The sequence below is a fragment of the Qipengyuania soli genome, assembly GCF_015529805.1.
In the GTDB taxonomy this organism is placed as follows: Bacteria; Pseudomonadota; Alphaproteobacteria; order Sphingomonadales; family Sphingomonadaceae; genus Qipengyuania; species Qipengyuania soli.
Genome location: NZ_CP064654.1, coordinates 705,050 through 725,671, shown reverse-complemented (window position 1 = coordinate 725,671; position 20,622 = coordinate 705,050). Strand labels below are relative to the sequence as shown.

23 protein-coding genes and 1 tRNA gene are annotated in these 20,622 nt (G+C 63.9%); 13 read left to right on the top strand and 11 right to left on the bottom strand.

What is annotated here, in order from left to right; genetic code table 11:
• Positions 1 to 59 precede the first annotated feature (59 nt).
• Positions 60 to 776, bottom strand: coding sequence for an SIMPL domain-containing protein (locus IRL76_RS03660; protein ID WP_200983284.1), 717 nt, complete (start codon positions 774 to 776; stop codon positions 60 to 62).
• A 135-nt stretch (positions 777 to 911) separates the two neighbouring features.
• Here IRL76_RS03660 and IRL76_RS03655 point away from each other — a divergent pair, with 135 nt between their 5' ends.
• Genes IRL76_RS03655 through IRL76_RS03645 form a run of 3 tightly spaced genes read left to right on the top strand, consistent with a single transcriptional unit; the run spans position 912 to position 4,891 of the window.
• Positions 912 to 2,480 (top strand): amidohydrolase family protein, encoded by a 1,569-nt coding sequence (locus IRL76_RS03655; RefSeq protein WP_200983282.1) that lies wholly within the window; start codon positions 912 to 914, stop codon positions 2,478 to 2,480.
• A 42-nt stretch (positions 2,481 to 2,522) separates the two neighbouring features.
• Positions 2,523 to 4,328 carry an ABC-F family ATP-binding cassette domain-containing protein gene (locus IRL76_RS03650; RefSeq protein WP_200983280.1) on the top strand — a complete coding sequence of 602 codons (1,806 nt, stop codon included), beginning with the start codon at positions 2,523 to 2,525 and terminating at the stop codon, positions 4,326 to 4,328.
• Positions 4,325 to 4,891 carry a uracil-DNA glycosylase family protein gene (locus IRL76_RS03645; RefSeq protein ID WP_200983278.1) on the top strand — a complete coding sequence of 189 codons (567 nt, stop codon included), beginning with the start codon at positions 4,325 to 4,327 and terminating at the stop codon, positions 4,889 to 4,891. The genes IRL76_RS03650 and IRL76_RS03645 overlap by 4 nt, the downstream gene beginning before the upstream one ends.
• 66 nt (positions 4,892 to 4,957) lie before the next feature.
• Here IRL76_RS03645 and IRL76_RS03640 read toward each other — a convergent pair whose 3' ends face one another.
• The gene (locus IRL76_RS03640) at positions 4,958 to 5,431 is read right to left on the bottom strand and encodes a DUF6456 domain-containing protein (protein ID WP_200983276.1); all 474 of its coding nucleotides are present in this window, start codon (positions 5,429 to 5,431) and stop codon (positions 4,958 to 4,960) included.
• An 89-nt stretch (positions 5,432 to 5,520) separates the two neighbouring features.
• On the opposite strand from IRL76_RS03640, the gene IRL76_RS03635 reads away from it, so the two are divergent.
• Positions 5,521 to 6,093, top strand: coding sequence for a helix-turn-helix transcriptional regulator (locus tag IRL76_RS03635; RefSeq protein WP_200983274.1), 573 nt, complete (start codon positions 5,521 to 5,523; stop codon positions 6,091 to 6,093).
• Positions 6,090 to 7,280 (top strand): glycosyltransferase, encoded by a 1,191-nt coding sequence (locus tag IRL76_RS03630; protein WP_200983272.1) that lies wholly within the window; start codon positions 6,090 to 6,092, stop codon positions 7,278 to 7,280. Before IRL76_RS03635 ends, IRL76_RS03630 begins: the two co-directional genes overlap by 4 nt.
• On the opposite strand, the gene secF is transcribed toward IRL76_RS03630, so the two are convergent.
• From secF to yajC, 3 genes are read right to left on the bottom strand one after another with little or no spacing between them, the layout of a single operon-like run.
• Positions 7,277 to 8,254 (bottom strand): protein translocase subunit SecF, encoded by a 978-nt coding sequence (gene secF, locus IRL76_RS03625; RefSeq protein ID WP_200983270.1) that lies wholly within the window; start codon positions 8,252 to 8,254, stop codon positions 7,277 to 7,279. The genes IRL76_RS03630 and secF overlap by 4 nt on opposite strands.
• A gap of 15 nt (positions 8,255 to 8,269) precedes the next feature.
• Positions 8,270 to 9,868, bottom strand: coding sequence for a protein translocase subunit SecD (gene secD, locus IRL76_RS03620; protein ID WP_200983268.1), 1,599 nt, complete (start codon positions 9,866 to 9,868; stop codon positions 8,270 to 8,272).
• 19 nt (positions 9,869 to 9,887) lie between these two features.
• Positions 9,888 to 10,214 carry a preprotein translocase subunit YajC gene (yajC, locus tag IRL76_RS03615; protein ID WP_200983266.1) on the bottom strand — a complete coding sequence of 109 codons (327 nt, stop codon included), beginning with the start codon at positions 10,212 to 10,214 and terminating at the stop codon, positions 9,888 to 9,890.
• A 200-nt stretch (positions 10,215 to 10,414) separates the two neighbouring features.
• On the opposite strand from yajC, the gene IRL76_RS03610 reads away from it, so the two are divergent.
• Positions 10,415 to 10,491, top strand: a tRNA-Pro gene (locus IRL76_RS03610).
• A 119-nt stretch (positions 10,492 to 10,610) separates the two neighbouring features.
• Positions 10,611 to 11,024, top strand: coding sequence for a holin family protein (locus tag IRL76_RS03605; protein WP_200983264.1), 414 nt, complete (start codon positions 10,611 to 10,613; stop codon positions 11,022 to 11,024).
• A gap of 6 nt (positions 11,025 to 11,030) precedes the next feature.
• Here the strand turns inward: IRL76_RS03605 and IRL76_RS03600 are convergent, their stop codons facing one another.
• The 3 genes from IRL76_RS03600 to IRL76_RS03590 are packed head-to-tail and all read right to left on the bottom strand — an operon-like array spanning position 11,031 to position 13,141.
• Entirely contained in the window at positions 11,031 to 11,342 is a 312-nt protein-coding gene (locus IRL76_RS03600) for a P-II family nitrogen regulator (protein WP_200983262.1), read from the bottom strand.
• On the bottom strand, positions 11,339 to 12,301 hold the full coding sequence (locus tag IRL76_RS03595) for a sodium-dependent bicarbonate transport family permease (protein ID WP_200983260.1): 963 nt from the start codon (positions 12,299 to 12,301) through the stop codon (positions 11,339 to 11,341). Before IRL76_RS03595 ends, IRL76_RS03600 begins: the two co-directional genes overlap by 4 nt.
• A gap of 42 nt (positions 12,302 to 12,343) precedes the next feature.
• Complete coding sequence (locus IRL76_RS03590) at positions 12,344 to 13,141, bottom strand: carbonic anhydrase (RefSeq protein WP_246449963.1); 798 nt, start codon at positions 13,139 to 13,141, stop codon at positions 12,344 to 12,346.
• Positions 13,142 to 13,196: 55 nt separating this feature from the next.
• Here IRL76_RS03590 and IRL76_RS03585 point away from each other — a divergent pair, with 55 nt between their 5' ends.
• From IRL76_RS03585 to accC, 4 genes are all read left to right on the top strand, one after another.
• Positions 13,197 to 14,102, top strand: coding sequence for a hydrogen peroxide-inducible genes activator (locus IRL76_RS03585; RefSeq protein ID WP_200983259.1), 906 nt, complete (start codon positions 13,197 to 13,199; stop codon positions 14,100 to 14,102).
• A 76-nt stretch (positions 14,103 to 14,178) separates the two neighbouring features.
• On the top strand, positions 14,179 to 14,610 hold the full coding sequence (locus IRL76_RS03580) for a type II 3-dehydroquinate dehydratase (RefSeq protein WP_200983258.1): 432 nt from the start codon (positions 14,179 to 14,181) through the stop codon (positions 14,608 to 14,610).
• Between the two features lie 76 nt (positions 14,611 to 14,686).
• Positions 14,687 to 15,175 carry an acetyl-CoA carboxylase biotin carboxyl carrier protein gene (gene accB, locus IRL76_RS03575; protein ID WP_200983257.1) on the top strand — a complete coding sequence of 163 codons (489 nt, stop codon included), beginning with the start codon at positions 14,687 to 14,689 and terminating at the stop codon, positions 15,173 to 15,175.
• Positions 15,176 to 15,178: 3 nt separating this feature from the next.
• Positions 15,179 to 16,528: an acetyl-CoA carboxylase biotin carboxylase subunit gene (accC, locus tag IRL76_RS03570; protein WP_200983255.1), complete on the top strand. Its 1,350-nt coding sequence runs from the start codon at positions 15,179 to 15,181 to the stop codon at positions 16,526 to 16,528.
• Between the two features lie 19 nt (positions 16,529 to 16,547).
• Here accC and IRL76_RS03565 read toward each other — a convergent pair whose 3' ends face one another.
• Positions 16,548 to 17,123 (bottom strand): TetR/AcrR family transcriptional regulator, encoded by a 576-nt coding sequence (locus IRL76_RS03565; protein ID WP_281388124.1) that lies wholly within the window; start codon positions 17,121 to 17,123, stop codon positions 16,548 to 16,550.
• Between the two features lie 82 nt (positions 17,124 to 17,205).
• On the opposite strand from IRL76_RS03565, the gene IRL76_RS03560 reads away from it, so the two are divergent.
• Positions 17,206 to 17,580: a nuclear transport factor 2 family protein gene (locus tag IRL76_RS03560; protein ID WP_200983250.1), complete on the top strand. Its 375-nt coding sequence runs from the start codon at positions 17,206 to 17,208 to the stop codon at positions 17,578 to 17,580.
• Positions 17,581 to 17,629: 49 nt separating this feature from the next.
• On the opposite strand, the gene IRL76_RS03555 is transcribed toward IRL76_RS03560, so the two are convergent.
• Together IRL76_RS03555 and IRL76_RS03550 are read right to left on the bottom strand one after the other, a co-directional pair.
• On the bottom strand, positions 17,630 to 18,064 hold the full coding sequence (locus tag IRL76_RS03555; RefSeq protein ID WP_200983248.1) for a GFA family protein: 435 nt from the start codon (positions 18,062 to 18,064) through the stop codon (positions 17,630 to 17,632).
• A gap of 8 nt (positions 18,065 to 18,072) precedes the next feature.
• Positions 18,073 to 18,537, bottom strand: a complete 465-nt coding sequence (locus IRL76_RS03550; protein WP_200984161.1) for an Lrp/AsnC family transcriptional regulator — start codon at positions 18,535 to 18,537, stop codon at positions 18,073 to 18,075.
• 229 nt (positions 18,538 to 18,766) lie between these two features.
• Here IRL76_RS03550 and IRL76_RS03545 point away from each other — a divergent pair, with 229 nt between their 5' ends.
• Positions 18,767 to 20,542, top strand: coding sequence for a sensor histidine kinase (locus IRL76_RS03545; RefSeq protein WP_200983247.1), 1,776 nt, complete (start codon positions 18,767 to 18,769; stop codon positions 20,540 to 20,542).
• Positions 20,543 to 20,622: the final 80 nt, after the last annotated feature.

The window sequence follows — 20,622 nt, the reverse complement described above, 5'->3', positions numbered from 1 at the left end:
CCTAAGCCCGCCGCATTGAACAAGGTGTGAATGTTCACGGCGGCGGGCGTTCAGCAAGTTCAGCGAGTGAGTTCGTACTTCACCGTCAACGTCACCTGCGAGGCGACACGGCCCGGGCGGGTTGGCGTAGAAGCCTGGATCGCGACAGCCGTCGGCACTGCCCGCTGCATCATGTCGTACACCGGCTGTTGATAGCCAAGCTGCTCTTCGACCGCGAGGAGACGGACGCCCGAATAGCCGCTCATGCGCGCATAATCTGCGGCTTGGGCGCCAGCGGCCTTGAAGGCTGCGGCTCGGGCCTGCGCCTTCTGCGGTTCGTCGTCGACGATACCCCATACAGGGCCGCTCAGATTGGTCGCCCCAGCCGCGACGAGAGCGTCGAGCACCGGACCGATCTTCTTCAAGTCGCGCAACTCGACCGAGACGTTGTTCGAGGCGTCGTAGCCGAGAAACCGCTGCACATTGTTCGGCCCGTAATTGTACTGCGGGCTCAGAGTGATGCCGGTGGTCTGGACGTACTCGTCCGCCACACCAAGCTGGCGCAGCCGGGTGAGCACTTTTTCCATCTCTGTGGCGTTGAGACGCATCGCCTCCACTGCAGTCATCGCCCGGGTGGTGACGCCCGCACCGACCATCGCCTTGTCCGGATCGCCCAGCACCTGCTGCGAGACCTGGAGCTCGACCACGGGTCCCTGCGCGGCAATCTCGACCTCGGCAGCCTGGGCCTGGCCCGCCGCAGCGGCAGCGAGAACAACTGGAATTGCAAAAGCTTTCATGGGTTTGCTCCTTGGGGTTCGCAGCAATTGTCGCGAAAGCTCGTTTACGGTTGGCTGAACGGATGTGTTCCCTCCCGTGGCCCTTCCCATGGCCGGAACGAACCGATAGACCGGAAGGCAACGGGAGGGACTTCGATGCGAATTGCGCGACACATGCTGGCGGCACTGGCGCTGGCCTTCACGACGGCTGCGGCGGCACAGCAAGGCATGGAGCCGGTCCCTTCCCGCCCGACAGACGAAGGCGAGGGTCCTTTCGGCAAGCTGCTCATCACCGGAGCTTCGGTGATCGAAGGCACGGGCACTCCGCCCATGGGACCGGTCGACATCCTCGTCGAGGGTAACAGGATCGCGCAGCTCTATCCCGGCGGCGCGCCCGAGGATGTTCGCAAAGCGGCGCAGAAGACCGTCGATGCGAAGGGCATGTTCGTCCTGCCCGGTTTCGTCGACGTCCATGGCCACAATGGCGATCCCGACAAGGCGCCCCAGCCCTCCTATGGATACAAGCTCTGGCTCGCCCACGGGGTGACCACGGTGCGCGGCGTCAGCTTCTATTTCGGTCCGGGCTCGCCCGACATTTCCGATACCCAGCGTAGCGCCGCCAACACCATTACCGCCCCGCGCCTGATCCCCTACGCCGTATTCGGCGACAAGTGGTCGCGCGGCGATCCGGACACGCCGGCCAAGGCACGCGAGTGGGTGCGCTGGGCCAAGGCGAACGGATACTGGGGCGTCAAGTTCTTCAACTCCGAGACGCCCGAGGTGTTCAAGGCGGCACTCGACGAGGCGGAGCTGCAGCAGATGGGCACCGTTGCCCACCTCGCCCAGACCGGCGTTGCAGAAGTGACCGCGCGCAAGGCGATCGAACTCGGGCTCGACGGCGTCACTCACTTCTACGGCCATTTCGAAAGCCTGCTGAAGGACGGTCGCCTGGTCCGCTATCCGGACAACTACAATTACATGGACGAGCAGTCCCGCTTCGGGTGGGTCGCCCGGCTTGCCCCGCAGACAGTAGAGCCAGGCAGCGACGAGTGGAACGAGTATGTCGATTTCCTGATCGACAAGTACGTCACCATGAGCCCGACGTTCAACATCTATTCTGCCAGCCGCGACGTGATGCGTGCCCGCGGCTTCGACTGGCATGCCAAGTACACACTGCCGTCGCTGATGAACTATTATGCCCCGAGCCCGACCAATCACGGCAGCTACTACAAGGACTGGACGACCGAGGACGAGGTCGCCTGGCGCGGCTTCTACGAGAAGTGGTTCAAGCTGGTGCACGATTTCCACCGCAAGGGCGGGCGCGTCACTGCGGGGTCCGATCCGGGCTATATCTACCAGACCTGGGGCTTCGCCTACATCGGCGAGCTCGAAATGCTGCGCGAGGCGGGCCTGACCCCGCTCGAGGTCATTCGCGCCGCCACCATCGACGGCGCGCGTGAGATCTACGCACCACTGGGCCAGGAACCGCCGATGGGCCGCATCGCCGTGGGCAAGCTCGCCGATCTCGTCATCGTGCCGGAGAACCCCCTCGCCAATCTCAAGGTCCTTTATGGCACCGGTCATACACGCCTCAATCGCGAGACGGGGGTGATCGAGCAGGTCGGTGGGGTGCGCTGGACCGTCAAGGACGGCATCGTCTACGACGCTCCAGCCCTGCTTGCCGACGTGGCCCGCATGGTCGAGGAACAGAAGGCCGCCCGCTAGCGGCTTGCGGAGCGGCGCGCGCGCGACTACCTCGCGCGCTCCATGGCGCAACCACCGATCCTCAGCCTCGAAGGCCTCGCTCTCCAGCAGGGGGGCAAGTGGCTGTTCGGCGGACCCGATAACGATCCGCTCGACCTTCATATCGGCCCGCGTGACCGGCTCGCGCTGATCGGCCGCAACGGCGTCGGCAAGACCACGCTCTTCAAGCTGATCGACGACCGGATCGAGGCCGACAAGGGCCAGCGCAAGGTCAAGCCGGGCACGCGCATAGTGCTGCTCGAGCAGGACCCCGACCTGACCGGCTACTCGACGTTGATGGACTGGGCACTGGCGGGCGAACACGCGCCTGCGGAACACGAGATCGAATCCATCGCCGGCCAGCTCGGCATCGACATGAGCCGCGATGCATCCAGTGCGAGCGGCGGCGAGAAGCGGCGCGCTGCCATCGCGCGGGCGCTGGCTCAGGAGCCCGACCTGCTACTGATGGACGAGCCGACCAACCACCTCGACCTCGGTGCGATCGACTGGCTCGAAGGCTGGCTCGACCGGTACAAGGGCGCCTTCGTCGTCATCAGCCACGACCGCACGTTCCTCAAGCGCCTGACGCGCGCGACGATCTGGCTCGACCGCGGGAACCTTCGCCGCAAGGAAGTCGGCTTCGGTGGATACGAGGCGTGGGAAGAGGCGGTCTATGCCGAGGAAGCGCGGGCGGCAGAGAAGCTCGACGCCAAGCTCAAGCTCGAGGCGCACTGGCTCGAACGCGGGGTGACCGCGCGGCGCAAGCGTAACCAGGGGCGGCTCGAAAAGCTGTGGCAGATGCGCGCCCAGCGTGCCTCGATGATCGCAAACGCGGGCACAGCCAAGCTTAAGCTGGCAACCGAGGAGGACTTCAAGTCGAAGTCGGTCATCGTCGCCGAGAACATCACCAAGTCTTTTGGCGACCGTGCGATCATCAAGCCCTTCTCGCTGCGCATCCAGCGCGGCGACCGGATCGGTATCGTGGGCGCGAACGGCGCGGGCAAGACGACGCTGCTCAAAATGCTCACCGGCGAACTCGCGCCCGACAGCGGCAAGGTCGAGATCGCCAAGACGCTGACCGGCGTGATGATCGACCAGCAGCGCCAGCTCCTGACTGACGACAAGACGGTGCGCCAGGTTCTGGCCGAAGGCGGCGACTGGATCGATGTCCGGGGGTCGCGCAAGCATGTGCAAGGCTACCTCAAGGAGTTCCTGTTCGACCCGAAGATCGTCGACATGAAGGTCGCAGTCCTGTCGGGCGGTGAGCGGTCGCGCCTGCTGTTGGCGCGTGAATTCGCCAAGGCATCCAATCTCCTCGTGCTCGACGAGCCGACCAACGACCTCGACCTTGAGACGCTCGACCTCCTGCAGGAAGTCATCGCGGACTACGAAGGCACCGTCCTCATCGTCAGCCACGACCGCGACTTCCTCGACCGGACCGTGACCATCACGCTGGGCCTCGACGGATCGGGCAAGGTCGACATTGTTGCCGGCGGTTACGAGGACTGGGAGGCCAAGCGTCGTGCTCCCGTGGCGTCCAAAGCCAAGACTGCCAAGGCGGAAGACAAGCCTGCGCCCCCTCCCCCGCCTGCCCCGAAGTCGACCAAGCTCTCCTACAAGGACCAGCGCGACTACGAACTCCTGCCGGCGCGGATCGAGGAACTCGAGGCCGCCATCAGCAAGGGTGAGACGATCCTGTCCGACCCCGACCTCTACACCTCCGATCCGCAGAAGTTCGCCAATATCTCCAAGGGCATCGAGAATGCCCGGGCCGAGAAGGACGCTGCCGAAGAGCGCTGGCTCGCTCTTGCGGAGATGGTCGAGGGGTGAGCATCCAGCGGGAGATTGCGGCCTGCACCCTGTGCGCCGAACACCTCCCGCACGGCGTCCGGCCGGTCACCAGCTTCTCCCCCACCGCACGCCTGCTGGTCATCGGACAGGCGCCCGGATCGAAGGTTCACGAAAGCGGCATCCCCTGGGATGATGCCAGCGGCGACCGCCTGCGCGACTGGACCGGCCTTTCGAAGGAGCAGATGTACGACCCAGCCAAGGTCGCACTCGTCCCCATGGGTTTCTGCTATCCGGGCAAGGCCAGCGGTGGCGACAAGCCGCCGCGTCCCGAATGCGCGCCACGCTGGCATGACCTGATCCTCGACATCCTGCCGCAGGATCGGCTCACGCTGCTGGTCGGCACCTATGCGCAGGCGCGCTACCTGCCCGAGGCCCGCAAGCTTTCGATGACCGACCGCATCCGGGAATTTCGCCAGTTCCTCCCCTGCTTCCTGCCCCTGCCGCACCCGGCCTGGCGATCGACTATCTGGATGCGCCGGAACCCCTGGTTCGAGGCCGAAGTCATTCCAGAGCTGCGGCAGGCGGTTGCCGCCCACGCCTAGGGCCACTTCGCGGCCAGTCCTACAGGATGGAACACATGGAACACAGTCCTGACCAAACAAACGCGCTCACCTGATCCGGTAGAAATCCGCCACCCGGTCGAGCGCCAGTTTCAGCACCAGCTTGCCGCTGCGCGCGGGCCATTGCAGCGCCTTTTCGGCATCGGGCAGCCCTTCGCACGCGCAGGCAACGCGCCAGAGGATGTCGCTCAATCCCGCTCCCGCCTCTGTCATCGCACCGTCGAACCGTGCCTTGGCAGCAATTTGCCGCTCGGATGGCGTCAAGCCGTCACCGCCCCCGCCGTCGACTCGCACCGGGTCCCAGCGCATGGTGACCGATGGCGACAATTGCGCACGTTCGTAGTCGCTCCGCAACCGCTCCCCGGCATCGAACTGGCGATCTGACAGGTGTCCACGCGAGTGGAGCCAAGTCAGCGGGCTTTCGGCGAGATTGACCGTTACGCTCCGGCGCCTCCTGTGTGCCTCGCCGCCGCGGCGCGGACCTTCGATGGTGAGTTCACGTTCGACGAGCTTGCGGTGCATCGGGATCTCCTCAGGTTGGAAATCAGCCTTGCAATTGTCTGGTTCATGTAGGAAAGGTTGAAAACCAAATCGGTTAACGGAGGGGCGATTTGATCAACCGCATTCGCGACATCCGCAAGCAGAAGGGCTGGACGCTTGCCGACCTTGCCGAGGCATGCAGCCCACCTACCACTCCGCAGACCGTCGGGCGGCTCGAAACCGGGATGCGCAACCTCTCGCTCAAGTGGATGGAGCGGATTGCCACCGCCCTCGAGGTCGATCCGGAACTGCTCGTCCGCTCGGAAAAAGGGGGGCATCCGCAGGTCGTTGCAAGTCTGGGCGCGAGCGGACCGGAAGCCCTCGCCACTCCGCGTGACGCGATCCTCACAACCGAACTCGGAAACGAGGGTGCCCTGATGGTCCTCGCCATAGATTATCCGCACGGTGAATATCGTCCGGGCGACCAGCTATGGCTTCGCCAGATTGAGCCGGCGCATGCCGGCCGGGCCATCAATCGTGACGTGCTTGTACCGAGAAAGGCCGGTCGCTTCGCCTTCGGGCGGCTTATCGACCGGCAGGGCACGCTGGTGGGCATCCTTCCGCCCGGACACGGAGAGAAGCAGCAGGTCGTCGACAATCCGCCCTGGATCGCGGTTGCCGAAATGCTGGTCCGTTCGCTGTGAGCACTGCCAAGACCCGCCGCGTCCTTTCGCTCTCCACGCTCTTTCCCAACGAGGCCAACCCACGCTTCGGCATCTTCGTTGCGCGCTCGCTCGAGGCGCTGCAGCGCGACACGCATTGGGAGGCAGTGGTCGTCAATCCCATCGGCCTGCCGCCCGTGGCCGTAGGACGATACAAGGCGCTGCAGGAGGCGGCGATTGACGGAACCGATTTCGGACTGACGGTCCATCGTCCGACCTTCCCCCTGATCCCCAGGTTCGGAGGGAGGCTCAACCCCGGCGCCATTGCGCGGGCGGTGATGCCCCTCGCGCGCAGACTCCACGCCGCGACACCCTTCGACCTCATCGATGCGCAGTTCTTCTATCCCGATGGCCCCGCGGCAATGATGATCGCGCGCGAACTGGGCCTGCCGTTTTCCGTGAAGGCCCGCGGCGCGGACATTCACTACTGGGGTGCCCGCTCCTATGGCCGCAAGGCGCTGCTCGAGACGGCCAGTGCCGCCGCCGGCGTGCTGGCAGTTTGCGATGCGCTGGCCGATGACATGGCCGCACTCGGGATGGACCGAGCGAAGATCACGACCCATTACACCGGTCTTGATCGTGACCTCTTCCGCCCTCTCGACCATACCGGCCTGCGCGCGACGATTGCCGACACCTTCGACGTTCCTTGCACCAAGGACGAGACGCTCCTGCTCAGCGTCGGCGCGCTGATCGAGCGCAAGGGCCAGGGGCTCATCATCAAGGCCATGGGAGGGCTCCCCGACGCACGGCTGTTACTCGTCGGAAAGGGCGAGGACGAAGCTTCGCTGCGCAAGCTGGCCAAGGAAGTCGGCGTCGCGGACCGTGTCCATTTCCTCGGCAGCCAGCCGCCATCATCGCTCGCGCCGCTCTACTCTGCTGCGGATATGATGGTCCTTCCCTCCGCCAGCGAGGGTCTGGCGAATGCCTGGATCGAGGCGCTCGCTTGCGGCACCCCCCTGGTCATTACCGATGCGGGTGGTGCGCGCGAGATCGTGAAAACCCCTGATGCGGGCGTGATTGTCGCGCGTAATTGTCGCGCCATTGCCGAAGGGATCCGCCAGATAAGCGAACGCCCCCGCTCACCCGAAAAGGTGGCAGAGGCGGTCGGGAATTTCAGCTGGCAGGCCAACGGCGAAGCGCTGGCCGCCTACTATGACAGGATCGTCTAGACCTCGCCGCGGGCGAGGCGTTCCTGCTTGTCGGTTGCGCTTTCCGTCGGGATGAAGCTGTCGCTGGTGACGCCCATCCACACCAGCAGCGGGGCTGCCATGTAGATCGAGCTGTAGGTACCCACGAAGATACCCAGCGTGATGCCCGCAACCATGCCGAACAGGCTGGCCGGACCGAACAGCAGAAGCGGGATCAGCGCGATAAGCAGCGTCAGCGAGGTCATAACGGTACGCGCCAGCGTCTCGTTGACAGACAGGTCGAGCAGTTCCGGCAATGGCATCTTCCGGAACTTCTTCAGGTTCTCGCGGATGCGGTCGTAGACGACGATGGTGTCGTTGAGCGAATAGCCGATGATGGCCAGGATCGCGGCGATGATCTGCAGGCTAAATTCGAGCTGGAACAGGGCAAACATGCCGAGTGTGAGGCTGACGTCGTGGAACAATGCGAAGAGGCCGCCGACACCGAACTGCCACTCGAAACGCACCCAGATGTAGATTGCCACCGCCAGCATCGCCGCGAGCAGTGCGTAGACCGCCTGGGTCCGGAACTCTCCGGAAACCTTGCCCGACACGTTGTCGTTCCCGTCGAGGCGGAAATCCGGATAATCGGTCTTCAGCTTGTCGACGATCTGGTTAGCCGCTGCCTGGGCCGCGTCCTTGTCGGCCGACACTTCGTCCGGAAGACGAACGCGGATCGAGACCTGGTTATCCTCGCCGAAGCGCTGGACCACAGGATCGCCATAGCCGAGCGTCGCCACCTTTTCGCGCAGGTCGGCCACCGGGGCCTCCGCGCTCTGGGTGAATGTCGCACGCACTTCGAGGCCGCCCGAAAAGTCGACGCCGTAATTGAGGCCCTTGGTCAGGACGAGCGCCCAGCTTGCCGCGATCAGCAGGATGCTGACGGCGAAGAAGGGCACGCGCCAGCGCAGGAACTTGATGTTGGTGTCGTCGGGGACGAGCTTGAGGAGTTTCATCGTTCTCGCCTCCGCTTACAGGTTGAGATCGTTGGGCCGCGCCTTGCGCAGCCATCCGGCGACCCACATGCGGGTCATGGTCACGCCGGTAAAGACGCTGGTGAAAAGGCCGATCACGAGCACGACCGCGAAACCGCGAACCGGACCCGAGCCGAACAGGAACAACAGCACGCCGGCGATGAAGTTGGTGACGTTGGCGTCGTAGATCGCGCGGCTCGCTTCCTTGTACCCGTTTTCGACCGCGGCGACGACACGGCGGCCGCGCTTGCGCTCTTCACGGATACGTTCGTTGATCAGCACGTTGGCGTCCACTGCGGCACCGATGGTCAGCACGAAGCCGGCGATACCGGGCAGTGTCAGCGTGGTGCCGAGGCCGGCCATGATGCCGAGGATCATCAGCACGTTGATGACCAATGCCGCGGTGGCGTAGATGCCGAAGCGACCGTAGGTGAAGATCATCAGCAGCACGACGAGCAGCGACCCGATGCTCATCGCGATCAGGCCCTTCTTGATCGAGTCCGCGCCGAGGTCGGGACCCACGGTGCGCTCTTCGATAACGGCGAGGTCGACGGGGAGTGCACCCGAACGCAACGAAATCGCCAGTCGATTGGCCGTCTCTACCGAGAAACCGCCCGAAATCTGGGCAGTGCCGCCGCGGATCGGCTCGTTGATGTTAGGTGCCGAAAGCACCTTGCCGTCGAGGATGATGGCGAAGGGCTTGCCGACGTTTTCGGTCGTCAGCTTGGCGAAACGGCGGCCGCCGTCGCTGTCGAACTGGATGTTGACCACCGGCTGGTTTGTCTGCGGTTCGAAGCTCTGCTGCGCGCCCGTCAGGTTGTCGCCGCGGATGCCGCCAAGGCGACGCACGGCGATCGACGAGCCCGCAAAGTCGGAGGTTTCGGCATAAGGGACGATCTCGCTACCCGGAGGGGCGAGGCCCTGCTGCACGTCGCTCGGCAGGGCGTTCTGGTCGACCAGCTTGAATTCGAGCTGCGCGGTTTCACCGAGCAACGCCTTGAGCGCATCGGGATCCTGCAGGCCGGGGACCTGCACCACGATGCGCGTGTCGCCCTGGCGAATGATCGTCGGTTCGCGCGTGCCCAGTTCGTCGATACGCTTGCGGACCACCTCGATCGCGCTTTCCATCGCGTCGGAAACCGCGGTGTCGACGCCTTCCTGCGTCTGGGTCAGGATGATGCGATTGCCGTCCTCGACCGACAGGTTCCATTCGCGCACGAGGCCCGTACCGTTGATCGAGGGCAGCATGATTTCGCGGGCACGGTCGATTTCGGTCGGGTCGTCGAGTATGAAACTGAGCCGACCGCCGCGGGTCGAGACATCGCCGATGCGAATGCGCGGTTCGGCATTGCGCATAAGACCACGGACGTTCTCTTCCATGTTCTCGAGGCGTTGAGCAGCAACCTGCTTGCTGTCGGCCTCGAGCAGGATGTGGCTACCCCCAGCAAGGTCGAGACCGAGGTTGACCATCGGGTCGGGCAGCGCTTCGGGCCAGCGAACGCTGGTGAACGACAGCAGTGACGGGAGTGCAGCAAGACAGGCAAGCCCGGTTATGAGCCAGAGCCAGGCCTTCTTCCATGTGGGGAAGTCGAGCATATGGGTGTTCGCCCTCGCCTCAGTCGTTCGCCGCGGGCGTGCCGCGCGAGGACAGGACTTCGCCGATGGTGCCGCGAACCGCCTTCACCACCATGCCCTTGGCCACTTCCACATGGACGAAGTGCTCTTCCACCTTGGTGATCTTGCCGACGAGTCCACCACCGGTCACGACTTCATCGCCTTTCTTGAGCCCCTCGACCTTTTCGCGGTGCTGCTTCTGCTGGCGCATCTGCGGACGGATTATGAGGAACCACAGGATCAGCAGCATGCCGAGAGGCAGGATCCAGCCGGTCCAAGCGGGCGGCTGGGCCGCGGTGGAACTGGCGGCGGCAAGGAAATCGAGCATCGGGGAATTACCTGTCGTATGGTTGTCGCGACCGGCCGCAAGTGGGTGCGCGGGATGGCTCGTTCAAGCACCCCCCGCACGCCCGATGGCCGAAGTGCGGGCGCGGTTAGCAGCAATGCTGGCGCAGGGCAACGAATTGGGTGAGACGGGCGCTTGCCATGCCCCGATGTCCCGCCTATAGGGCCGCCCTCCACTGGTCTCGGGACGTAGCGCAGCCTGGTAGCGCATCACACTGGGGGTGTGGGGGTCGGAGGTTCGAATCCTCTCGTCCCGACCAGTGGTTTCCTCCCCAAACTCCGGCGATTGCGACGTACTGCTGTGCGTTTGCGTCCAATCGCCTTTCCTACACGAACCATTGTGGTTAGCTGATTCGGTCTCGCCAACCGGAGACGCCACATGCCGCTCATCGAATCGCTTATCGGCCCGATCGCCTCGATCATCGACAAGGTCATCCCCGACAAGGAAGCCCGTGCCAAGGCCAAGCTCGAACTGCTGACGCTGGAAGGCACACAGGAACTCAAGCAGATCGAGGCACGCCTGTCGGCGATCGTCGCCGAGGCGCAGAGCAGCGACCCTTGGACCAGCCGTGCCCGTCCCAGCTTCCTCTACACCATGTACGCGCTCATCCTGTTCAGCGTGCCGATGGGGGTGATCGCCGCCTTCAATCCTGCTGCTGCCTTTGCCATCGGCGACGGCATGACCAGATACCTCGCTGCGTTGCCCGATGCGCTCTACGCGCTCTTCGGCACGGGCTACCTCGGCTATTCCGCTGCGCGCCAATGGGGGAAGGTCAAGGGCGTCGATCAGTAGGGACGCCTAGAACCTTTCCGGACGGATGACGTCCACGGTCGAACGCAGGACCACCAGTCCATGACTGTCGAGCAATGGCGCGATCATCTGCAGAAAAGTCTCCGCCCGATCAGGATTGGCAATCGTCAGGAAGATGTATTTTGCCGTCGCCCCGCTAATGAGATCCTCGGACCAATCGCCGTGTCGACCGCGCCCACTCTCGGTGCGGATCAGCGTGTGACCGGTAATCCCCGCAGCCTCTGCCATGTCGGCGAGACGCGGCGCGAGCGGCGCGTCGACCAGGACTTCGATCCTTTCACGGGGCGTCGTCTCGATCATAGCAGGGCTCCAAGGGTCTCGGACATCCACCGGAAGAGCGGGATGCCCAGTACTATGTTGAACGGGAAGGTCACGCCAAGCGACATCGCGAGATACAGGCCGGCGTCAGCCTGCGGCAGTGACAGGCGCATCGCTGCCGGCACGGCGATGTAGGATGCACTCGCACCAAGGATGCCGAGCGCGGCGGCCGAGGGCGCATCGAGCCCGATCAGGGTCCCGATCGTCACCGCGATGGTTCCGTTCATGATCGGGAATGCGACTGCAAGGGTTGCCAGGCGCCAGGTAAGGGCCCGGGTCTTGAGTATGCGGCGCATTGCGATCAGGCCCATGTCGAGCAGGAAGAGGCACAGGACACCGGTGAAGCCGGCCTTGAACAATGGCGAGATCGGCTCGAAGCCTTTCTCGCCGATGAGCATGCCGATTGCGAAGCTGCCCAGAAGCAATACGACCGAGCCGTTGAACAACACCTCGCGCATCAGCTCGCGCGACAAGGCGCTGCCACCCTGTTTGCGCGCAATGAACAGGCCGGAAAGGATAGCGGGAGTTTCCATCATCGCGAGGACCGCGACCATGAAGCCGGCAACCACGAAGCCGTTGTCGCCGTAGACCTGGCTGGCAGTCACGAAGGTGACGACACTGACCGATCCGTAGTGCGCGGCAACTGCGCCGGTGTTCGTCCGGTCCAGCCCACCAAAGCGCGCCAGCGCCGGGGCGACCAAGAAAGGTATGGAGGCACTCAGGAGCAAACCTGCCCCCAGCGCCGTGACGAGTTCGGGTCCGATGCCCGCATTGGCGACTTCAACGCCGCCCTTAAGGCCGATCGCGGCCATCAAGTAGAGCGACATCCCCTTGGCGATGGTTTCCGGCACGGCGAGATCCGATCGCGCCGCCGCAGCAAGGGCCCCCAGTACGAAGAAAAGTACCGGCGCCGAAAGCAGGGTCGCAGAAAGCTGATCCATTTCCTACTCCTTGTCTGTTTCCGGCGCCGGTCAGGGGACGACTTATTCGGGAGCGACCAGCAGGCGGCCGTTGCGCGGCTGGATTGAACGCGCGCTGGGTCCGAGAGCGCCGCTGAGCTTGGCGATCTGTGCAGCGCTAGCCTCGACCGAAACGTCTGCGACATGCCAGTTCACCCCTTCGCTGCATGGCGGCGTGGTGAGCGAACCCATGTAGCGATAGACGTCGAGATCGGTCGGGATCATGTCATCGATGTTGACCGAGAGGGCGGCACCATTGCCCTTGGCATGAGCCTTCAACAGGGCATCGATGGCGGGATTCTCGCTCCCCTCGGTGAAGAAGACACCGAGGACGCCGAGCTCCCCGGCCTGCGTCGCGTGAACGAAGTGCGCCACCATCGGATAGCGCTTGCCGTTTACGGCATGCTCCGAGGGCGTGTGAAAGTGAACCTGCAGCAGGTCGAAGGTCTTGTCGCCGCTGGTCATGCCCTTGCCCTGTCCGGGCGTGAAGTCGATCTGGACCTTCTGCTTGGCCAGCGCGAGCTTGCCGCTGGCTTCGCCGAAGCGGGTTTCGAGCTTGATGTCGCCACGGGCGTCGGGGCTGGTGAGGTCGATGGGAGACTGCATACTGCCCGCGTCGCAAGTGGCGTATTCGGCTCGGATGTCACCCCAGTGCTCGTGGGTCTCGCCGTCGCCGAATGACCAGTCCTTGTCCTGCGCAATGGCAGCACCGGACAGACCGAGCGTCAGCGCTGCGGCAATTGCGAAGTTCTTCATCATGCTCTCCTCGAAACTCGTGCGGCCTGGGCCGCCATCGCGGCGCCACATGAGGGAAAGCATCATGATAATCCAATTCGAACTCTTGCGGATTCTCGATAAGATTTGCTAATGTGTATTCATGCCCTCGATCCGCCAGTTCGAGATGTTCGCCAAGATCGCCGAGACCGGCAGCATGGGGGAGGCTGCCTTGGCGCTCGGCCTGACGCAGCCGGCCCTTAGCCAGCAGCTCCGCTCGCTCGAGGACGCGCTGGGCCTGAAACTCTTCGAGCGCGTGCCCAAGGGCATGCAACTGACGCCCGGGGGCCGCGAACTCATCCAATCCGCGCGTAGCGTGCTTGGTGCGGTGAGGGATTTCGGCGAAGTCGCCGACCGGGTGGCCTCGCGACCCGCTGGCACCATCCGTTTTGGCGTAACGCCTACCATCGGCCCCTACCTGATGCCGCAAGTCATCAAGGAGCTCCACCGGCGCTACCCCGCACTCCGGCTCTACATCCGCGAGGGCATCCCCTCGGTCCAGCAAGGCGAATTGGCAGCGGGAGAACTCGACATGGTCCTGTCGCCCATGCCTATCGCGGGTCGTGGCCTGCACATAGAACCGCTTTTTCGTGAGCCGTTACGGATCGTGGCACCGCCGGACGATCCACTCCTTACGCTCGACAGGCTCACGAGGCGTTCGTTCGGTGGCCGAACATTCCTCACACTCGACCACCGCCATCACTATCACCGTCAACTCGAAGGGGTTTGCGCGCAGTTCGGCGCCACGATTCTGGCGGATTACGAGGGAACCAGCCTCGATGCGTTGCGGCAAATGGCTGCCTCGGGCGTCGGCCTGGCAATGCTGCCCGAAATCTACGTCCGCTCGAACGCGGGCGGGATCGACGGCGTGAGGATCGCCGAGCCCGGCAACTGGACCGAATACCGCAGCGTAGGGGCGGCCTGGCGCTCGTCTGCTGTGTTCGCGAAGTTGTATCAGGAGGTCGCCGACATCGTCAGCGAAGAGGCCCGGCGCCTGCTGGCCAATTAGACATTATCGCGACCCGTCCCGGGACTGGATGCGTCGCGCTCTTCCGTAGTGCCTGCGATCGGGCTAACCCAGAGCGATGCAGACAATCTTCGTTCTTAACGGCCCCAATCTCAACCTGCTCGGCATGCGGGAGCCGGAGATCTATGGCTCCGACACCCTCGACGACATCGCCCACACCCTCCACGAACAGGCCAAGGGCCTCGGCGTCGAAATCGATATGCGCCAGACCAACCACGAGGGCGTGCTGGTCGACTGGCTGCACGAAGCGCGCGAGGTCGGAGCCAAGGCGGTGCTGCTCAACGCGGGAGCCTATACCCACACCTCCATCGCCCTGCTCGACGCGATCAAGGCGATCGGCGTGCCTGTGATAGAGGTGCACCTGTCCGATCCCTCGAAGCGCGAGGAGTTTCGCCACATCTCCTACGTCGGCATGGGCGCGGTGGACGAAGTGAAAGGTCTTGGCCCGCGCAGCTATTCCGTAGCGTTGGAGAAGGCTGCTGCGCTGTAAATTGCAGCTTCTCACCCCTTGTCACACGCGCCAGCCCGGCGCATAGGCGCTGCCACGCAACAGATAACGAGGTCCCATGGCCGACCATAAAGGCACCGCCGGCAAGTCCGGAATGAACGTCGATACCGCTCTCGTGCGCGAACTTGCCGAGATGCTGGGCGAAACCGGTCTCACCGAAATCGAAGTCGAGGATGGCGAGCGGAAAATCCGCGTGTCGCGCGGCGGCGGGGTGGCGATGGCCGCTCCCGCGATGCCGATGATGACGTCTGCCCCCGCTGCCGCACCTGCTGCAGCCGCCCCTGCACCTGAAGCACCCGCAGCCGCGGATACCGCCGGCGCAATCAAGTCTCCCATGGTCGGTACTGTCTATCTCGCTCCCGAACCGGGCGCAGCCGACTTCGTGAAGGTCGGCGACAGCGTCAAGGAAGGCCAGACGCTGGTCATCGTCGAGGCGATGAAGGTGATGAACCCGATCGCCGCCGACAAGTCGGGCATGGTCAAGGCCATCCTTGTCGAGAACGCCCAGCCGGTCGAATTCGACCAGCCGCTTATCGTCATCGGCTGATCCATGGGTATTTCGCGCATACTGATCGCCAACCGCGGCGAAATCGCGCTGCGCATCCATCGCGCGGCGCATGAAATGGGCATCGAGACGGTCGCGGTCCACTCCACCGCCGACGCCGATGCCATGCATGTCCGCCTCGCCGACCACGCGGTGTGCATCGGTCCGCCGAGTGCGACCGACAGCTACCTCAACATCGCCAACATCATCTCGGCCGCCGAGATCGCGCATGCCGATGCGATCCACCCGGGTTATGGCTTCCTGTCCGAGAACGCCAAGTTCGCCGAGATCGTCGAAGCGCATGACCTCAAATGGATCGGCCCCAAGCCCGAACACATCCGCACCATGGGCGACAAGGTCGAGGCGAAGCGCACCGCGGGCGCCCTCGGCCTGCCGCTGGTGCCCGGCTCCGACGGTGCCGTCTCCGACATCGACGAGGCGCGCGAGATCGCAGCCGAGATCGGCTACCCCGTCATCATCAAGGCGGCGAGCGGCGGCGGTGGTCGCGGCATGAAGGTGTGCGAGAGCGAGGACCAGCTCGAGACGCTGATGCAGCAGGCCGGCAGCGAGGCGAAAGCCGCCTTCGGCGACGCGACCGTCTATATCGAGAAATATCTCGGTAATCCGCGCCACATCGAATTCCAGGTCTTCGGTGACGGCAATGGCAATGCCATCCATCTCGGCGAACGCGACTGCTCGCTCCAGCGCCGCCACCAGAAGGTGCTCGAGGAAGCGCCCTCCCCCGTCCTCTCGGTCGAGGACCGCATGCGGATGGGCGAAATCTGCGCCAAGGCGATGCGCGACATGGCCTATCGCGGCGCCGGCACCATCGAATTCCTGTGGGAAGACGGCGAGTTCTACTTCATCGAGATGAACACCCGCCTGCAGGTCGAACATCCGGTTACCGAAGCGATCACCGGCCTCGACCTCGTGCGCGAACAGATCCGCATCGCCGATGGCCAGCCGCTTTCGGTCACGCAGGACGAGATCGAGTTCAAAGGACACGCCATCGAGTGCCGCATCAATGCGGAAGACCCCTGGACCTTCGCGCCATCGCCCGGCCTCGTCAGCTACTTCCACGCCGCCGGCGGGATGCACGTGCGCGTCGATAGCGGGCTCTATGCCGGCTACCGGATCCCGCCGTACTACGACAGCATGATTGCCAAGCTGATCGTATACGGTCGCACCCGCAACGGCTGCATGATGCGCCTCAAGCGTGCGCTCGAGGAAATGGTCGTGGAAGGGGTGAAAACCAATATCCCGCTGCACCAGGCGCTGCTCCAGCAGGCGGACGTTCAGAGCGGAGATTACTCGATCAAATGGCTCGAGGAATGGTTGAAGGAGCGCGAAGGCTAGGAAGCCCGAAAACGGGCACTCAGCCGAGCGAAGTCAGGATAGCGTCGACCACTGGCCCGATCGTTCCCGCGGCGGCCTTGCGATCGCTTCGGGGGAGCACCGCGACCTCGGCAACCATTCCATTGATGAGCCGCGCGGCGAGCAAAGGATCGGACAGCGAAACCTGCCCCAGTTCCATCGCTTCTTCGAGCAAGGCCTGAAACAGCCGCAGGGTGAGCTCGTCCTCGATTTCCCGGACTTTCGAGCTACCAAGCGCAGCCGGCCCGATCTGAAGCAGGATACGCGCTACGTCGGGCTCGTTAAGTTCGTTCAGCCAGGCGCTGCAAGCAAGCTTCAACCGTTCGACCGGTGGCAGGTCTCCCGAGACGCTGGTCGCCGCCCGCTTAACGGCGGCGTGCGATTCTTCGCGATAGATTGTCTCGACGATTTCCGCCTTGCTGGCGAAGTGGTGGTATAAAGCTCCTTTGCTCAGCCCCGCTTCGGCAAGGACGCTCAATGTCGTAGTAGCCTCCAGGCCTCGCTCGAGAAGCGATTTTCGAAACACGGCGCAGATCGCGTTGCGTGTCGTCTCGGATCTTTCCTGCTGGCGCGGCATGGTCAGGCTTTACATCAATGCTTGGGTGTTACAAAACAAACCAACGGTCGGTTTGTTAGCCCGGTCGCGATGGAGATCGAACATGAACCCTGCCTTCGACAACCTCGACCGCATGCTGGCGATCTGGAATTCCGACGATGCGGAAGAGAAACGCCGGCTGGCCGACCTGGCGCTGGAACATAACGTCCATTTCGCCGATCCCAATCACAACATTGTCGGGCGCGATGCATTCCTGGCAATGGCCGAACACGTGCAAAAGCGCATCCCCGGCGCGATCTATTCCCGCGCCAGCCGCATCGACGTGCAGAACAATTTCTGCCGCTATCACTGGGCCATCGACCTGAACGGCCAGCGCCTGATGGACGGCTTCGACATGACCGAGGTCAACGACAGTGGCAGGATCGTGAAAGTGATCGGCTTTTTCGGGAAACTTGAAGGGGACGCTTCAAGCATGTGACCGGAAGCGCGATCTGGCAGTGCGACCCGATTAAGCTTGACGATCTGCGCTAGTCGAAGGTGAACCCTGCGGCCTTGGCTTCGGCGATGACTTCTGCGCCTGTCTGGCGGGGATGGTCGCCGGCCAGACAGCACCAGTCGGCTGCCTCATCGGTGAAGATCTCCTTCTCCACTGCGAACCGGCGTGAGCCGTCAAAGAGACCGGCTGAGAAGCTGCGGTTGCCGGTAGGCAGGAAACGGAACCACAAGTTGCTCCCGCAAGTCCTGCAGAACGCGCGTTCGGCCCATTCGCTGGAGCGGTAGACTTTGGCGTGCTCTTCGCCGCGCACGGTCATCTGCTTGCCCGTCTGCGCACTGTAGAATGCTCCACCCCAGCGACGGCACATGCTGCACTGACAGATTTCGACCTCTGCGCTGGGGCCTTCGATCACGATGCTGACCGCGCCGCACAGGCAGTGGCCTTCGATCGTGTCGTGGACTTCCATCCTGCAATTCAGCCCAGCGGGACGCCCGGCTCGTGCTTGCTGGTACGGATCGTCAGCGAGGTCTTGACGCTCGCCACATTGGGCGCGGGCGTCAGCTTGCTGGTGAGGAATTCCTGGAAGCCCTGCAAGTCGCGGGCGACGATCTTGAGGATGAAGTCGATCTCGCCATTGAGCATGTGCACTTCGCGCACTTCGGGCAGTTCCTTCATCGCCGCTTCGAATTCACGCAGCGCGTCCTCGGCCTGGCTCTTCAGGCTGACCATGGCGAATACGGTGATGGAGAATCCGAGCTTCCCGGGTTCGAGATCGGCATGATAGCCCTTGATGACCCCCTCTTCCTCGAGCGCGCGGACGCGGCGCAGGCAGGGCGGTGCGGTCAGGCCGACGCGATGGGCCAGCTCGACGTTGGTGATGCGCCCCTCGGCCTGAAGCTCGGAGAGGAGCTTGCGGTCGATTTCGTCGAGATTGGCCATAACTTCATCTGCCCCTGAATCTTGAGCTGCCATGCGGTCGCGCGAGTCAGCATACGAAATGTTGACAACGCATATGCGACTTATTGGCTAACATTATTATCTTTGCCAGCAATTGTCCCGCTTTGCAACGCGCAGGCAACTTCTCGTTCAGTGTAATTTTTTCACAGATAGAAACCCTCGCGCTGCCATGGTTTACGGCCCGCAAACCGTCTAACCGACCGGAGAACCGATGCATTTCGACGACCGCCTCGCCACTGTGCTGCGCAACCGCGCCACGGGCGAGCGCGCGGGAAAGACGCAATTCCGGCAACTTATCGACCTTTTGGGCGAACGGCCGCAGGCCGGTGACCCCGCGCTCAAGGCCGCCGCATACCTGCGACTCATCGCACTGGCAGAGATGATTCCCGTCCCCGAGCGCGCCAAGATCGTCGGTGAAACCGGCTGGCGGTTCCGCAATCCGGAGCTGGTTCGCTGGTTCGGGGAGGCCCATCCGTCGATCGCGGCCGCTGCCCTCTATCGCGCCGAACTGTCCGGCGCCGAGTGGGAAGAGCTGATACCGCGCCTGCCGATCCGCGCGCGCGGCTTCCTCCGCCATCGCCGCGACCTTCCCATGGAAGCGGTTCGCGTGCTCGACCAGCTGGGCGTCCAGGACCGTGCGCTTCCCCTGCCCGACATGGTGCAGATGCTGGTCGACGATCCGGACGAGGCTGCAGCGCCCGAAATTCCCGAAGCACCCGAGCCGCTGATCCTTTCCCCTGCAAACGACATCGAAGTCGCAAGTGAGGAAGAACCGGAATCCCAAGCGGGGTCGGAACCCGCGCAGGAGCCGGAACCAGCTGCGAAAATGCCCGATGGCGAAGGCATCCGTGCGCTGGTCGAGCGGATCGAGACCTTCAAGCGCAACCGCGCCGAAGCAACGGCGAATGATGCGCCTTCGCTGCCCATGGCCGGGCTGGACGCGGCGCCTGTACGCAAGCGGATCGATGCTTTTATCTTCGGCACCGATTCCGAAGGACGGATCGACTGGGCCGAAGGCGACGTCGCCGCAATGGTCATCGGGACCACGCTCACCGCACGACATGATGCCGATGCGCGCGAGGACGATTTCGCTTCAGCGCTGCTTCACCGTCGGCCCCTTCGAGGAGCTCGCTTCACCCTGAGCGGCGCTCCTGCCATTTCCGGCGACTGGATCGTCGATGCCACCCCGCGGTTTACCCGCGGGGACGGCCGGTTCTTCGGCTACGCCGGCCGCTTCCGGCGCTCGGCTGGCATGGCAGAGGCAGACCGCAATGCCGGGGCAGACCGCTTGCGCCAGCTGCTCCACGAACTGCGCACGCCGGTCAATGCCATGCAGGGTTATTCCGAGGTCATCCAACAGCAGGTTTTTGGCCCGACACCGCACGAATACCGCGCCCTCGCCGCCTCGATCGCGGGGGACAGCGCCCGCATCCTGGCCGGGTTCGACGAACTCGATCGCCTGGCAAAGCTGGAGACGGGTGCCATTGATCTCGAGGCAGGGGCCAGCGACTTCGCAGGGATCGTGCGCACGCAGGTCAAGCAACTCCAGTCCGTGCTCAGCCCGCGCGTCGCGCGCTTCGATGCGACCGTGCATGAGGTTGCCGCTCTCCTTCCGCTGGCTCAGCAGGAGGCCGAGATGCTCGCGTGGCGCGTATTGGCGACTTTGGCCGGTGCCACAGGTGCAGGCGAGGCGATCAAGCTCGACCTCAAGACCGAGGGGGACGAAGTTTCGCTGCGGGCACAGTTGCCGGCATCGCTCGCCGCGACCGAGGAACTGTTCTCGTCGGAAGCCCGGTCGGCATCGAGCACGCTAAGCTCTGGCATCTTCGGTGCCGGCTTCTCGCTGCGGCTGGCCCGTGCCGAGGCGCGCTCTGCCGGCGGTGAGCTCGTTCGCGACGACAAGTGGTTGATCCTGTCGCTCCCGCTCTTGACCCCCGAGGATGCCCTGCCTAGCCCCAACGACATCAATGGTCGCGCCGCGGGATAATCCGCCACCGAATTCACTTCCGCTGGGGCTTCGACGATCACCAATGCCAACCTTCTGGACCCGCCGCGCAGGCAGCAGGC